This window comes from Ornithinimicrobium sediminis (assembly GCF_021272345.1).
Lineage (GTDB): Bacteria > Actinomycetota > Actinomycetes > Actinomycetales > Dermatophilaceae > Ornithinicoccus > Ornithinicoccus sediminis_B.
Map to the genome: position 1 here is coordinate 70,070 of NZ_JAJSDQ010000008.1, position 15,043 is coordinate 85,112.

A 15,043-nucleotide genomic window follows, 5' to 3' on the forward strand; every position below is an offset into this window, starting at 1 on the left:
GACGTTGACATTCGGCACGGGGACAGCAGCGGGTCTCTCCAAAGCGTAGGGGGCGGCCCGGGGTGTGTGGCCTGCGACAGAACTCGCAGACGAACAAGCTGTCCGGACCTGTGAGGCCCATACGAGCCATCGTGCCGAGGACGTACAGACCCGTGTTTGTCTTTGCGTGGACTCCGATCTGCGGGTGCTGCCTCTCTGCCGGCCACACGGTGCTTAGCGTGACTCCGCTCGAAGCCATGATCCCGCTGAGGCCCTCGCTCACCAGGTACCGCACCTGATCGGCGTTGAGGGTGGTGTCCTCTTCGTGTCCGGTGATCGATGAATCTACTGCGGGCGGCACGTCCATGCCGTCGCTGAGGTGAGGGATGAGAGGTAGTTGGTAGCTCCGCAGGTCTGCGACCGTGCGGCCGCGGACGGCTCTGGCACGCGCGAGTCGTTCGCTAGCTTCGCTCAGCGCGTCAAGGAAGTTGATCAGGCGTTCCACGTCGGCCAGACGCACGGCCAGTGAACCATGACGACCCGGCAGCCGAGCACGAGAGCAAGACATGCCCAAACAGGCGGGTTTAACGCCATGCAAGCGGTCGTAGAGGTGCGGCGCGAAGTGGAAACGCGGTAGTCCGTGCTCATGGCATAGCTCCGGCCTGCCGTACCGCTGAACATGAGCGCTCAGATGGGTAGCACGCTCCGCCGGTGACGGCAGGGTCGCGGCCTGCAGAAGGTCCTCCAGGATGTCGTCCAGTGAGACCTGCAGTCTGTGGATCTCTGTCGCTGGTCCCCACTCTGGATGCGCTAAGACATCTCTGGGCAGGACCGCCTCGCCGCGCCCTAGGCACTCGACCCACCAGTCGTCCCCAACCTGGACCGCGGTGGCCTCGGGGTAGCGCCAGGCCGGGTTCGCCAGGGGAAGGAAGCCCTGTGTCGCGCCCGTGTTCGCAAGCTCCATGAACCGCCCTCCGTGACCGCTGTGTGACCGGTGACGAGTTCTGATCCTCCCCCCGGTACTCAGACGCTGTCAATGGGCCTCAACCGGGGCCGCGACTGATGGAGGTTGGACATGGACAAGGAACTTCTCACCCTGTATGAGGTGGCTGAGCGTCTGGGTGTGCCCGCAGCCACTTTGCGGTGGTGGCGTCACGTCGGCACGGGGCCGCGCGGTTTTCGCGCTGGTCGGCGGGTGTACTACCGGCCCGTCGACGTGGACCGTTGGGTCGAGGAACAGTGGGCCCTGGAGAACGGGCGGGATGTCCAATGAGCAGCCCTGATCGTCCTGCGACAACTCAGCGCTCTCGGGCCAGGCTCGTTCCAGTTGCACCGTCGGAGCCCCGTTCTTCGGGAGTGGACGCATGAGCCCGACCAGACGGGATCTGCCGAGCCACACTCGATGGAGTTGGAACGGTGGCCTGAGGATCTATCTGGGCCAGGAGCCCCGCTCTGGTGATGTGGTGGTGTCCGGCCGAGGCGAGGTGTACCACCGTGGCCTCGACTGTCCCGCGCTGCTGCGCGGCCGGCAGAGAGCCGTCTCTCGAGGCTGGGGCAGTGGCGGATTCTATTCCGTCCCGCCATCGCTCGCGGCACGGTTCGTGGGACCTTGTCGAAGCTGCTGGACGGGCGAAGAGCAATGAGAGGACCCATCCGCGTGGACAACGCACCCAGACTGCTCGGGCTCAAGCCTCCGGCCGCGTCACCCGCCTCGCGCCTACTGAGCCACCGCAGTGCTATGGCGAGCGGTTGGCAGTACGACTCGGTCCGTGTCGGCGCACTGACACCGTGTCGGCTTCCTGCCCTGCCTGAGGTTGAGCAGGGTCCAGCTGCTCCTGGCGGGGCCTCGGGTCCTCGGGCGGGTGATCGTCTGTGAACCGGACCGAGGTTGCACCAGACGGTCGTTTGTCGATTCCTGATGTCAGAGGAGCAGACGTGGCGGACGCGGCGCTGCAGTACGCCCGGTGCGGCTGGTGGGTGGTCCCCGTAGCGGCGGGCTTGAAAGACCCCTCCTCAATTCTGGGGTCCGCGTGGGGTCGTTCGTCCTCGCGCGACCCCGGACAGATCCGAGCGTGGTTCGAGCAGTACCCGGACGCGGGAGTCGCCCTTGACCTCGGCAGGTCCGGGGCAGTGGCCTTCAACATCAACGATCCTGATCTTGCGCCCTACTTCGTGGTCGATCCGTTCGATGTGGGTGGCAGTTTTCAAAGGACGCGACCAGACGACCGCCGCTTCGTTAAGCCGGGGCATGCGGTCTACGCCCTACCGGATGGGATGCGCCTGCCCTCAGGGGTCTACGGACTCGGGCTGTACTGGGGGAACGTGCTCAGCGACGGTGCCAGCCTCATGGTGAGCCCCTCGCGGCACCCGGACGCTGAGGGGATCTACCAGTGGCAAACGGAAGGCGCGGTCCCGCAGCTAGATGATGAAGTCGCGGCCTGGCTGGAGCGACGACGCGACGAATCGGAGTCTGAGAAGCCTGAGGATCCCCAACCTCAGGCTCCGACGGAACCTGAGCGATCAGTGGTTGCCGAAGAGTCAGGCGCCATCGCTGACACCACCGACGACCTTCAGGATGAAGGGAGGGAACCGGAGCGCTCGAGCTGGGCACCTGTCGACCTCTCGTCGGTTGCTGAGGATGCGTCCGGCACGGTGGTACCCGCCTGGTGGACGCGCTCGGACGGGCCGAAGCTCATCTACCCCGGCATGGTTCACTCCGTCTTCGGCGAACCCGAGACGGGTAAGTCGTTGCTGATGCAGGCGCTGAGTGTCGAGGTGCTCAGCCTTGGCGGCCGGGTGTTGTACGTGGACTTCGAGTCCGATGCCAGATCGGTCACTGAGCGGCTGCGCCTGTTGGGTGCGGACACCGAACTCCTGGGACGAGCCTTCGTCTACGTGCGGCCCACCACCGGACACGAGACGCCGGCCGACCGGGCCCAGTGGGACGCGCTGCTGACCACTCAGTTCGACCTCGTTGTTCTGGACGGCATCACCGAAGCCTTCAGCCTCTTCGATGTGACCTCCACGGACAACGACGAGGTCACGACCTGGATGAGGGCCGTACCCAAGGCGGTGGCCGAGCGTACGTCAGCGGCTGTTGTCCTGGTGGACCATGTCGTCAAGAACCGTGAGGCTCAAGGGCGGTTCGCCATCGGTGCTCAGGCCAAGTTGATGGCCCTGACAGGCGCTGGCTACAGGCTGCACCTGCGCGAGTCCTTCGAACCCGGCACGAGTGGGCGGATAGCCCTCGAAGTCGTGAAGGACCGTCCGGGCCAGGTCCGCGCAGCTTCGGTGGCAGTAGACCGGTCAAACTCAAGGTACGCCGCCGACGCCATCGTGGACTCCACGTCAGGGTCGCTCAGCGTCGTTCTCGTGCCGCCCACAGGCTCGGAGCGCCGCGCACGGGGTGAGGAACCGGACCACCTCAAGGACCGCATCCGCCAGGCGGTCACCGCGCAACCAGGCATGTCGCAGACGGCGCTGTTCGACGCAGTAGGCGGCAACAAAGCCGCCTTCACGGGTGCTGTGAACGAGTTGCAGCAGGAGGGGGTGATCCGAGCCGATCGAAGCGGAAGGGCACTCTCATACCGGCTGACCGACAGCACTGAAGCATCCTCGACCGCGAACGCGACCGCGACCGATCCCCCCTTTAGGGATCGGTCGCGGTCGCGGTCAGCGACACGGCACGACGATGTCCCAAGGTTCGGGCGACTAGCGTCCTCGATGGACCCTGAGAGCGAAGACGACCGGTAGATCCGGGACTCTCGGCCCGACCCGACGTGGTCGCGGTTCGCATGCCACCATGAGCCATGGATCTGATGCTGAAGCGAGGCGAAAAGGTTGAGGTTAAGGACCGGCTCGTCACTGTCACCGACTTGGCGTATGAGTCGTTGCCCCGGGTCCGTGACCGGTTGATCGAGGTGGCCAAGGGGCGGGAAACGATCACGTACGGCGAGCTGCACGCAGACGTGAACCTTCGGTACCACCCGTCCGGCATGGGTCGACTCCTGGACCTGCTCTCGGAGGAGTGCCATCGACGCGGGGAACCTGATCTCGCCAGCATCGTCGTGAACGCCGCCACGGGTGAGGTTGGCGACGACTACGGGGGCGACCCCGTCTCTGAGCGCGAGGCCCTCTACCGACACTGGGCATAGTGGCTGTCACCTGGTCCCGCGAACCGGAAGTTCACCGAGTAGTCGGCATGCAGCCACGGAGGGGCCACCATGACTCTTGACGAGCTCCTGGACCGCGCGCTGCCGCTGAACCGCAAGGAGCGCTACTACACCGGCACCGTGCTCCCGGCGTTGCTGTGTGCGCACTCGATGTGTCATCTGTCCCGCCTCGGGAGGTCGGATCTGCTTGACCTGGGTGAACTCGACGTGCGAGCCGACCCCGATGACTGCACCGTGCTGTTCTTCACCGAGTACAGCCTGATCGAGTCTGCCGTCGGCAAGGCGGCCGAGCTCTTCCCGGGCATGACCGCGCTGGCCAAAGACACCCCGGACGTCGTCATCCTGGTCACCGAGCCTGAGCCGGTGCTCATCGCCCTCGAGGCCAAGATGTTCGACCGTCCCAGCAGTCCAGAGCTGCTCAAGCAACTCGCCGCGCAGAAGGCGCAGCTGGACGGTCTCTGCACGCACCTGGCCCGTCATCTGGACGTCCCGCGGGTGCGACTGGCGCACTGGGCACTGCTCCCGCGTGCCCTGGCCGACGCCATGCCCGACCTCGAAACCCCCGTCATCACCTGGGAGCAGATCCGCGATGCCTACGCCGACGTCGACCAGCACTACTTTCACGGCGTCCTGACCACCGCGCTGCGCCGGTACCCCGAGCTCGTGAGCAAGTGGGTCGGCTACCAAGACGGAGACCTGGCCGGCGCCAAGCTCGTCCAGCGCGCCCTCGCAGGCGACGACACCTGGCCCTACATGGGCGCCCAAGGCGGGGTGAAGGGTCAACGCGTCACCAAGAGCATCGCAGAAGGCACATGGTCCACGACCGTCTTCCAGTGCCGACACAAGCCTCTGCCTGGCAACAACAACTGGTTCGCTGTCGCGGACTTCATCACTACCCTGCGTGCTGCTGGTGTTGACGTCGACAGCCTGGCTCCCACGGCCAGCGACGAGGTGAGCGACCAAGGCAGCCGCACCGGCGTGATGGATCCTCAGGTGTGATGAGCGTGCCAACGTGGGTCTGTGCCCGGTCCGCCGCTGCACGGGCGACGCGGCACTGAACCCGTGCACTGACGGGACGTAGCGCACACGTCCCGGCGGCGCCTGGTGGCGCAGAACCTCTGCACGTCGGACACCTAGCCTGTCACCATGACGAGTGCGATCCGCCAGTTGCTGGACGAGCTCTCGTGGGAGGGCAACGCCATCAAGTACCGCGGAGCGCTCCAATGGTGAGAAGCCCGTCGGCGACAGATCGTTCAGGGAACTGGGACGCCGCGACAGATTGGAAGTATAGTGGCGCCTGCACGGAAGCCACTTATCCGAGAGGCTTCTTAGACCTGCAGGAACTGGTGGGGGCGAAACGGACTGACTAGATCCCGGCGATTTGGTGGCCACCTTCAGGCTTTCCTGCAGGTGACAGCCTCGCGAACCCGGTAGAGCGAGCCGGGGGGTAGCCAACTCACGCTGAGTTTGGGACACTACTAGATCTGTGAAAGTCACCTTTGTGGCTCATGCGGCAATGCCACCGGCCGCAAGGTGGCGCGGCCTGCAGCGAGTCCGCAGGGATGAAGCGATTCGCCTAGGGAGGCCCAAACGATGGGGGGATCACAGACGGCAGGACAAGAGGTGCTGCTCGTGCTCGCGCGCGAGGAGGTCGAGCGACAAATCCGGCGCGTGCTCTATAGGAACGGGGTCCCTGTCCTGTTTTCGCGCACCGGGATAGAGATCCCGATCGAGGGCGTAGACGACGTCACGGCCGATCTGTACCTGTCCGTCTCGTCCGTTTCCGTGCTGCTCCACGAGCCGGATGAGTTGACGCTGACAGCTCGGTTTCGCGGGTCAGCCGTCCACCTGAACCTTCCAGGTGGCGTCACGCGCCGATTCTGCGACCTAGCGGGAACGATCGAGGTGCGCTCGCCGATCTTCCTAGAGGGCGCGGATCGGGAGGTTGCGTTCGGGCTGTCCGGCGGTCTCGATGGCTCCGCGATGGACGTCTCAATCGACCTCAACGACGATGCCGTGCACGAGATCGATGCTACTTTGCGTCTCCTCTGCGCACTCCTGCCCGACTGCGAGCCCTCTGACCCCCTCACCTGGAAGGACGACGTCCGGGAGAGGGTGGAGGCGGCCGTGCCCGCGGCCCTGGTCGACGCAGACGGGGTGGCGTTCCGGGGAGGGCTCGACGTCTTGGAGCCCGACGCGAGGAGCCCCATAGTGCCGAAGGAACTCTGCGGGTTCAGGGTCAATCTTCCGTTCTTCAACACGGGCGAGTTGATTCTGGCGTTCAGGCTCGCCGACCCTACTTGCCCGGGTCAAGGATTGCCCGTCTCCGGGTTCACCGGGGGCAACGAGAGAGCAGCCCTCGCGGTCGCCAACGACTTCCTCTTCGGAGAGGTGGTGGGCCCCGCCGTGGCCGTCGGACTCCTCGGGGCGGTCGAGCGACCCGACGTCGGCGCATCACCCTGGTTCCGCACAGGCGTCGACGAGAACGGCGATTCGGACTTGCCGTGCGATCTCGCGCAGGCCGGTGCGCTGGTCCTGGAGCTCCAGGCCGCGGACCGGGCGCTCCAGGCCCGCAACGCGCCGCCGCCGCCCAATGCCATGACTCCAGCGGAGTTCATAGTCGCGCACGCGCTGCGGGCCCGAACCCTCGACCTGGTGCGTGGCCATACCGGAGCGTTTCTCGTCGACGAGCTGTGTAGGACACTGGCCGAGGACCTGAACCGGCTGCTCATTCGCTGCGACTGGTTGAGCGATGCGCGTTTCCCCGGCCGCTCGCGTGCTTCGGAGGTGTCGGCCGTGTGTGCCAGCATGGATGCCGACCAAGTCTTCCCGCGTACCGGGGACCCGTACTTCTGGTGGGATCTCGTTCTCGAGAATCGTCGGCTGCTCGACCTGGCGTTCCCGGCCGCGCTGGCGGCAACACTTGCTGTGCCTTCGGAGGACCGGCGCGCCACCGTGGACAGTTTCTTCGGGTGGAGCGACGAAACGAACGGCCGCTATCGTCTCAAGCGGCCTCTCGTGATCGCTGACGACCTGCCAGGTGTTGTCACGGGAGAGATCACCCTCACGTCCTTCGAGCTCTTCGAGAATGACGGGGAGATCCGCTTCGCGGGCGCGTTCAAAGGCAAGGCGTTCGGCAACGCGGTCATCCGCTTCGACGGAACGTTCGCAGGAGGGGCCGAGCTCTCTGCCAGCGGCGGGCAGCTGAGTACCGACATCGACGTGAGCGACCCTCAGGTCGACACGCAGTTGGGATGGCTGGCCTTCCTGGTGGCGACGCTGCTCGTCGGACTGCTCGGCGCCATGATCACCGGCGCCGTGACCCAGGCGGTACTGAATACGCTGCGCCCGCTCCTCGGGCGTACGATTGCGCGGCGGCTCACTAGAGAAGACCTGCCGGAAAGATCGGAGGGACTGCTGCTCCACCGTGTGACCCTGGACGATCTGGTGCTTGTCGGCGAGCTGGAGCAGCCGCGGGATCCCGAATTCGACGGGACACGGATCGGACGGAGAGCGTGGGAACTCGATCTCGACCTCAATCCGGACTCCTCACCCTGGAGCGGCCCTCCTCATGTCCCCGATGTCGTGCTCCGCGCGGGCGTGGCGCTAGAGGCCCGCGACGGAGCTGAGCTGATCGACTTCGGTTCGATCCCCGCCTGGCGGGCGCTGAATCTGGGCCACGTCGACGTCGTGCACCCGACGACGGCACAGCGGAGGCTCCCGTCGCTCGCCGTCGATGACATTCCCATGGACCGCTACGACTACGGGTCAGTGGTCTTTCCCGCCCGAACCGATGAGAACCTTACGAACCCGGTGTATCGGCTGTTCCCGATGCGTGTCCTCGGAGTCCGGACGGCGGCCGGGCGGCGAGCCATGCTGTGGCTGTGGCGCTGGCCGTCGGGTCACGTGAACTGCCTGTTCGAGGTTTACCGGCGTCGCGAGGACGGACGCGCCGAGATCGCTGGCAGAGTGACCCGTCATTGTCGCGAGCTCGACAGCGGCACCGACGACATCATGCTGCCGACACCTGTCCTCACGCCCTCTGGACTTGGATGGGGCATGGACGTCGAGATGCGACCCGCCGCGGCCGAGTGGCGCCAGTGCGTCTACACACACGACGGCATGCTTGAGGCCCGGGGCATAGCGCTTCCTGCACCGCTCACAGGTAGTTGGCGCGTGCTGAAGGACGGGGCGCTCGAGGACGGCTCGTGCTCGAGCCGGGACAACAAGGAGTGTGTGGCGCTGGTTCGAGGGGAGACGACGGAGATTGATCTCGCTCTCGTTGGCCCTGACGCGTCCCGCGCCGGGACGGGCACGGTGACGTTCACTGTTGCCGAGGACGGGATGAGCGTGCAGAGCGAGTCGTCGGAAGGCGCCGATGGGCGGTTCACGCTTATGCTCACGATCCGCGACGGAGGCTGCATGGAGCATGAGGCCGAGCGCGCGGTGAATTTGATCGGCGAGGATCGCGAGGAGCCGGGCCGGGAGGGACTCATCGAAGACCTGATGGAGTTTGAGCGCCTAATCGGCGGAGGACCGCAGGACTTCCCGCCTGCGCGCCCAGGGGCGGGACCCGATCCGGAGCCGGGGATGGAGGAGGTGCTTCGCGAGCAACTTCTTCCGACCGCGATGCCCCCACGGCGGTTCCTTGCCCAGCTTGAGGCCTTGGTAGCCGACCTGATAGCCGAGCCCAGCCGAGTGACACCGGAGGAGATTGAGAAAGGTCTGCGCCCCCTAATGCTGGAGGGCAGCTCAGTCCTGGAGTTGACTCTCGGTCAGGTCGAACGGCTGGCGGCAGGGGACGCCGTTGACGTGGAGCTGAGTGCCGAGTCCGTGCAGGCTGCCATAGCTGGGCGGGTGAGGCTTCGCTACGATTCGAAGGTGCTAGCCGGAGAACAGGTTGGCTCCTCAGCGCTGGGGCGTGCCCTTGACGATGCGTTCGCCGTGCTGACGCGGGGGCGCAAGCGGCCACCGTCGGGGCCGGCGCAGGACATGAGCGGCGAGTAGGCATGGCCAGTAGGCAATAGCAACCTGCCCCGGAGTTAGGGGGAAGTAGATGCATCAAGGACGGGACGTCGTCCGCCTCGTCCGCCACCCTGCAGTTGCCGGACCCAAGATGGGAGCAGACCTTCGGAGGCGCTGAAGCGGTTCACCCGCAAGGTTTGCCAGCGGATGAACCTCTGCTCGAGCTCGCGAGCCAGAGCCGCTCACGCGTCGAACTGCCTGACCCGATCCAAGCGTGCAAGCTCCAGTGTTGTCCGGCCCTCGAAGCGTCGTCGTAGGTCGGCCACCTCAAGGTACCGTCGCGCTAGCCCCACTGGACCGTTGAGCATCCCGAGGACCCGTGACAGGTGCTCACTCTTCGTAGGATCGGCAGCCAGCACAGAGTCGTGCAAAGCCGAGCGCGCCCACGGACGCCCGTGCGCGAGACCAGAATAGAGCCGCCAGTCCGCGAGGTACGACGTGCCGAATGCCTCGTCGATGCTTCGGATGATCTGCGTCGTCGAAGTCGTCACAAGAAAGCTCTGCGCGGGGAACTCCTTCCGCGCCGCCCGGCCATGCCTCTCACCAGTGAGCGTCGCCCCCATCTGGAGCATGTCGTCCAGATCGTCAACCATGAGCGACACGTAGCGACGCTTTTGCAGCTCGACTTCGGGGAGCATCAGCCAGAGACCCGTTGCAAGGGACTCGATGGCCGTCCTAACAAGGGTTCCCTCGGCCGCACCACTGCTGTCGAACCGTCCGTCGTCCGAGAACGCAAGCGTGAGGATTGCGTCGTGCATGGCAGACGCGGACTGCGCGAGCATCGCGATGACCTCTGACCGGGTCTGGGCCCCCGGGACCAGACCAGCCCAGGCCTTGTCGACCCGACGTCCTTCGTCGTCCGACGGCTCCCACCCTGCCTCGGCCGCGGCCGCGAACCACACGGCAAAATCGAGGTCGTCGTGAAGTTCCATGCCGCGCACCGTACTACCGGGCACAGGCGCACCTGACAGGGTCCGCGCGCCAGCAGCTTTCGGTGCCCTGTTGGCGGCGTAGTCCCGAGACACTCTCGCACCGGTGGATCGAGGCACTCGTCAAGTCCGTTCGTGGTGCTTTGGGGCGTAGTTGGCGATGCGCTCGTTCCGTGCACTGATGAACGTCATCGACCGGTGCATGTACTCGCGGTACTCGTCCACACTCGCTGCGGGCAGCGGGTCGCCCCCGTAGTCGTCGAAGGCCTTAAGGAACTTCACTGATGAGTAGCGTTCGTCCACGAGGAAGTGGTCGACGTAGCCACGGAAGTCCTTGAAGAGGTCGAAGAAGTCGTCGTACCGCGCCAGCGTGGCAGCCAGTGGACTGTCCGTGCCCTCGTAGTGGCGGCGGATGCACTCGAGCGTGAGGTCGAAGCGGTCGCGGATCCTGGGATGGATTCCTCGGCTCTGGTTGATGGAGTGCCGCCACTTCCCGTCCACGCGGACCTGCGGGGGGAAGACGATGTATGCCCCGACCGTGCACCCCAGATCGTAGAGAGCCTTTACCTCCTCGGGTGGAACGTGGTGGAGGACCCCGACCAGACGAGCAGGTCGACGCTACATCGAGTAGGTGTGGGTGATGGCGTCGCTGCTCAGCCAGAACTCGCCGAGCTCAGACTTGTGATGCAGGCGAGCGTCCAGGTCGAAGGCTGCGCCGTTGGGCAGCGGCTTGCTCCACAGCAGCTGGTGGTACCGCCGCAGTGTCGCGCTGTGACTGTCGGGATCACGCCCGCCCGCCTCGGTCCGCACGTCGAAGGTCGTGTCGATGAGACTGCCGTGGGCCATGTCGACAGGCTAGGACGCTCCGTCGCCGACCGGGTGAGTCCAACGGTGCCCTCAGGGAGAGGATGGACTCCAGCTAGGGCTTCGTCGCGTTGGCTAGCTCAGCCATCGCGCCTCATCTCCGATGCGCTCGACTTGGCGCTTCACCGGCGTACTGCTGGCGGAGAGCGGAAAGCTGCCTGCGAAGCGGTGTTCTTGGGACCTTCGCCAGATTCAGGGGTGGGTCGAGCTGGGCGAGTACTGCGGTTTCGAGGTCGCCCAGGGTGTCGGCGTCCGCGATGGGGATCGCCACCACGCGTAGGTGGGCGTGCATCCATCGCGTGAGATCTGCTTCGTCGATGACGGACGAGCCATGGGCTCTTGCCAGAGCCGATCCGAGGCTTCGACGTAGTGTGGAGAACTCGTACCGGCTACCAAGGTGCATCGTGGCGATCCGACCCCACAGGGTGTTGGTCGATGAGGAACCGCCGCTCCGTGTTGCGCCTGCCAGCCCTGCGTAGACCAATCCGGCCTCGACCCCGTGTCTCAGCCCCTTGCTGAGATCCTCCGCTCCGGTCTCGTCGACCCACCAGCTGTACACCCCCGGAGATCGCAGACCCGAGCCCTTGGCCGCGAGGAAGTCACGCGGCGTCGCCGCGCGGGAGGGGTCGCGAAGTCGGGCTACGACATCGTGTTCGTGTTGCTGGTTGACACTGTGCTGCAGGTACCAGGCCAGCCGCCGGCCGAATGAGAGTCCTTTTAGTTGGTCGGTCACCACGGCACCCAGCGGCCCAACTGCGGTTTCAACTGGCTTGACGTACGCTGCGCCGGCGTGGATGTCGATCACCACGCCGCCCAGAGGACCAATCGCTCGTTGCAGGTGCGTCGCCACCTTCTGGCCCCAGTCGTGGCGATAGGTCTGGTCCATGTCGGGTAGGTAGCAGTCGTATGGCTCGAGCCATGCGTCAGGGCGGACGAGGCCGTGTTCGGCGGACAGGATGAACCACGGCAGCCCGGAGGTCGCGGCGTAGGCACGCATCTTGGCGAAGTAGTCCGAGGTGTAGAGATCCTTGGCGGGCGCCCCGTCGCTGCGCTTGCTTCTCACGCAGCCCACGAGCACAACGTCCGCTGGCGGGTTGGCTCGTCGGTGTGCGGCCCCTTCCGCGCGCCTGCGAGCCACCGGCCCGGTGCCGCTTGGTATGGGAGTGGTCGTGTTGCCCTTGCCGATGGGGAACCCCAGTCTTGCTAGCAGCCGTCGACTGTTCTGCGACTGGAAGTTGCTCCTGTCGAGTCCGGTGGTGAGCGCGATCACCTGCTTGACCGACCACCGGACCCCGTCGATCTCGACCCAGTACTGCTGGATCTGTTCAGGGTGTTGACGGGCGAGCTGGGCTCGCACGTCGTCCGCGGTCAGCTCGAACCGGTGACCCGCAAGCGTGAACAAGATGGCCGGTGCCCCACTCACCATGAACTCCCCTCCATGTTCACCGAGCGTGCGCCAGCAGGGTCCGCGCCCCAGGCTCGAAACGTCGGGAGACCAGGCCCGCCACACCAGTGCGAGCGCGAGCCGAAAGAGACGTATACCTCCGCGGGGGCGTCCGCAGGCTGATCGTCGACCGCGTTGCTCCCGTGGAGAGGACCACCACGGACAGGATAGATGCCTCGACGCTCCACCTTCTCACCCCGCGCGCTGCGGCGATCTTGTGGCCCCGAGCCGCCCCATGACCCCACTCCACTCCTCGGCACCCATGACCCACGTACCCCTTGCGAGGGCGTCCGTTCAGCGGCACCATCGACCAACGGTAGACGCGAAAGGGGAGCGTACCCTGGCTTGTTGCCCGTGCTGCCACGTTGCCGCTAGCCTCCACCCGTAGGAAGTCTTCAGACTTCACCGATGGCTGAGCGCTGTTTGGCGCGAACCACCGTGCCGGGCGGGATATGAGCCAGCCGAGCACGACGTCTCTCCCAAGGAACGTCGTGTCCGACGAATGCCTGAAGGTGCCGTACCTCACCCTGCACGCTGCCGAGTCTGCGCTGCGAGCCATCCAGCGACGCAGCAGGGTGCGCGAACGAAAGATTCCCAGTGGCACGTATCTGTGCTCTGGCTGCGGTCGCTGGCACGTGACGTCCAAGTCGAAGAGCCAAACGCCGCCCTGGTTGAAGCGAGCCTCGACGCGCTGATCGTGTCGCACCTGGCGCGCATGCGAGTCTGGCACCCGCGGGAGGGGCCACCGAGGGACGGCGAGCAGGCAACTCCCGCCAGCGTTAGTCGACCTGGATCTTGAGTGCATCGATGCGTCGGTTCCGGGCTTCGATGAACTCCATAGCGCTGTGCCTGTAGCTGGCGTACGTCTCAGCGTCGGTGGGGCGCGCCGAGGTCATGAAGTTGTCGAACGGCAGGTGGAAACGAACTTCGGCCGTGTCGTTGGTGACGAGGTCCTGCAGGTGGAAGAAGTCCACGTAGCCCTCGAAGTCCACAAAGAGGGCGAAGTACCGCTCGTACCGGCTGAGCACGTCGTCCAACGGGCTTGACTCGCTGACGTAGTGCCGGCGCACGCATTCAAGGGTGAGGTCGAGCCGGTCGGCGATCTTTCGGCGGAAGCCGCGGGCGCCGTTGATGGTCTGTTTCCCACCGACCCGGTTGGACGGCCACACCAGCATGCCGCCGATCGAGTACTGCAGGGTGCGGAACCGGCGCACGTCCTCCTCGGGGAGGGCTTCGATGATGCTGCGGGCGCTCTTGCCGAAGGTCGGGACCGCAGTGTCGCTCGCGAGCCGGAACCTCCCGAGGTCGGACTCATGCAGCAGGTAGGGGCGCCGCTTCGCCGTCGTGAGCTGGAACATCTGGCCAGAGGGCAACGGCCTGCTCCACAGCGCCTGGTGGTAGCGGCGAAGCGTGGGGCTGTGCGTGTCAGGGTCCTTGCCCTTGGGGGTGTCGTCCCTGAAGTCGAAGGAAGTGTCCAGGAGCATCGCGGCCTCCGTGCGTTGTAAGTTCCAGCACCATAGGGGACTCCACCGACACCCGCGCAGTCAGCGTCGCAGCCGTATCGTCAGTGGCGTCGGCCACCATTGGGAGACCGCCGACTGAGGGAGACATCGTGATCAGCGCACAGGCAGCGAAGAAGCAGGCGAATGCGCACCTGCGCGCCGAGGGGTCGCATCTGGTGGCGGCTCATGCCTCCAGGGACAAGGTGCACGGCGTCTGGGTGCTCGGTTACCGCGACCCAGACCAGCCGGAGGAGATGCTGATCGGTGGCGCGCTGGTCGTCACGGACGAAGGTGAGGTGCACACGATCGGATCGACGCCTGATGCTGTGGACGTTCTGATGCAGTCGCTGGGACGTGGCCACTTCGGGGGCGCGGACGACGTGTGGTCCCGCGAAGGCGAGAGCCTTGCGCTGTTGGCGGACGAGGATCCCGAGGAGGCCGCGGGTCTGGCGGCACTGGCCGCTTCGCGACGTCCGTGGCCAGGCGTGCTGGGCGAGGATCTCGAGAAGCCGTACTTCAAGGACCTGCTGCGGTTCGTCGAACGGGAGCGTCTCCGCGGTGCTGTCTACCCGTCGCCGGGCGATCTCTTCGCGGCGTTCCACCTGACCCCCTTCGAGAAGGTCAAGGTGGTCATCCTCGGACAGGACCCGTACCACCAGCCGGGTCAGGCCAACGGCTTGTGCTTCTCGGTCCCTCGGGACGTTCCCCGACTCCCGCCGTCCCTGCGGAACATCCACGCGGCGATGGTGCGGGACGGGTTCACCCCGCCGCCCCACGGAGACCTGACCGGATGGGCCCGACAGGGCGCCCTGCTGCTCAACACCGCACTGTCCGTGCGTGACTCCGAGGCAAACTCCCACGCCGAGCAGTGGCGTGAGTTCACTGATGCGGTAATCACCAAGCTCAGCGAGCGCCAACGTCCCGTCGTCTTCGTCCTCTGGGGCAAGACGGCTCAAAGCAAGCGGGACCTGATCAACGAGGACCGACATGAGGTCGTCACCGCCCCACACCCCGCCGCCCGGGGAGGCTCTCAGACCCAGTTCCGCGAGGCAGGGACCTTCAGTGGGGTCAACAGCCGACTCAAGGCCCTCCATGATGCACCTATCGAATGGGGCGAAGCCTAAGCCC

Annotated in this window: 9 protein-coding genes and 1 pseudogene; 6 read left to right on the forward strand and 4 right to left on the reverse strand. The window is 65.8% G+C overall.

Going from position 1 to position 15,043, the window contains the following annotated elements; translation table 11 throughout:
* Positions 1-1,054 precede the first annotated feature (1,054 nt).
* The 5 genes from LVO85_RS14915 to LVO85_RS14935 all read left to right on the forward strand — a co-directional run bounded on the left by LVO85_RS14915 (position 1,055) and on the right by LVO85_RS14935 (position 9,158).
* Positions 1,055-1,252 (forward strand): helix-turn-helix transcriptional regulator, encoded by a 198-nt coding sequence (locus tag LVO85_RS14915; RefSeq protein ID WP_232748286.1) that lies wholly within the window; start codon positions 1,055-1,057, stop codon positions 1,250-1,252.
* A gap of 662 nt (positions 1,253-1,914) precedes the next feature.
* Positions 1,915-3,732, forward strand: coding sequence for an AAA family ATPase (locus LVO85_RS14920; protein ID WP_232748287.1), 1,818 nt, complete (start codon positions 1,915-1,917; stop codon positions 3,730-3,732).
* 56 nt (positions 3,733-3,788) lie between these two features.
* Positions 3,789-4,133: a hypothetical protein gene (locus tag LVO85_RS14925; protein WP_232748288.1), complete on the forward strand. Its 345-nt coding sequence runs from the start codon at positions 3,789-3,791 to the stop codon at positions 4,131-4,133.
* A gap of 69 nt (positions 4,134-4,202) precedes the next feature.
* Positions 4,203-5,150 (forward strand): hypothetical protein, encoded by a 948-nt coding sequence (locus LVO85_RS14930; protein ID WP_232748289.1) that lies wholly within the window; start codon positions 4,203-4,205, stop codon positions 5,148-5,150.
* Between the two features lie 624 nt (positions 5,151-5,774).
* A complete protein-coding gene (locus tag LVO85_RS14935) occupies positions 5,775-9,158 on the forward strand; it encodes a hypothetical protein (protein ID WP_232748290.1) in 3,384 nt (1,127 codons plus the stop codon).
* 200 nt (positions 9,159-9,358) lie between these two features.
* Here LVO85_RS14935 and LVO85_RS14940 read toward each other — a convergent pair whose 3' ends face one another.
* The 4 genes and pseudogenes from LVO85_RS14940 to LVO85_RS14960 all read right to left on the reverse strand — a co-directional run bounded on the left by LVO85_RS14940 (position 9,359) and on the right by LVO85_RS14960 (position 13,897).
* On the reverse strand, positions 9,359-10,108 hold the full coding sequence (locus LVO85_RS14940) for a hypothetical protein (RefSeq protein ID WP_232748291.1): 750 nt from the start codon (positions 10,106-10,108) through the stop codon (positions 9,359-9,361).
* 120 nt (positions 10,109-10,228) lie between these two features.
* Positions 10,229-10,951: pseudogene (locus LVO85_RS17230) on the reverse strand (DUF6994 family protein).
* A 112-nt stretch (positions 10,952-11,063) separates the two neighbouring features.
* The gene (locus LVO85_RS14955) at positions 11,064-12,395 is read right to left on the reverse strand and encodes a DUF6884 domain-containing protein (RefSeq protein WP_232748294.1); all 1,332 of its coding nucleotides are present in this window, start codon (positions 12,393-12,395) and stop codon (positions 11,064-11,066) included.
* 797 nt (positions 12,396-13,192) lie between these two features.
* Entirely contained in the window at positions 13,193-13,897 is a 705-nt protein-coding gene (locus tag LVO85_RS14960) for a DUF6994 family protein (protein ID WP_232748295.1), read from the reverse strand.
* An 83-nt stretch (positions 13,898-13,980) separates the two neighbouring features.
* Here LVO85_RS14960 and ung point away from each other — a divergent pair, with 83 nt between their 5' ends.
* Positions 13,981-15,039: a uracil-DNA glycosylase gene (gene ung / locus LVO85_RS14965; protein WP_232748296.1), complete on the forward strand. Its 1,059-nt coding sequence runs from the start codon at positions 13,981-13,983 to the stop codon at positions 15,037-15,039.
* Positions 15,040-15,043 lie beyond the last annotated feature (4 nt).

What these genes read in the sequence shown, in the direction of transcription:
- LVO85_RS14915 (WP_232748286.1), top strand. Translation starts at nt 1,055, where the DNA reads ATGGACAAGGAACTTCTCACCCTGTATGAGGTGGCTGAGCGTCTGGGT.
- LVO85_RS14930 (WP_232748289.1), top strand. Translation starts at nt 4,203, where the DNA reads ATGACTCTTGACGAGCTCCTGGACCGCGCGCTGCCGCTGAACCGCAAG.
- LVO85_RS14940 (WP_232748291.1), bottom strand. Translation starts at nt 10,108, where the DNA reads ATGGAACTTCACGACGACCTCGATTTTGCCGTGTGGTTCGCGGCCGCG.
- LVO85_RS14955 (WP_232748294.1), bottom strand. Translation starts at nt 12,395, where the DNA reads ATGGTGAGTGGGGCACCGGCCATCTTGTTCACGCTTGCGGGTCACCGG.
- LVO85_RS14925 (WP_232748288.1), top strand. Translation starts at nt 3,789, where the DNA reads ATGGATCTGATGCTGAAGCGAGGCGAAAAGGTTGAGGTTAAGGACCGG.
- LVO85_RS14960 (WP_232748295.1), bottom strand. Translation starts at nt 13,897, where the DNA reads ATGCTCCTGGACACTTCCTTCGACTTCAGGGACGACACCCCCAAGGGC.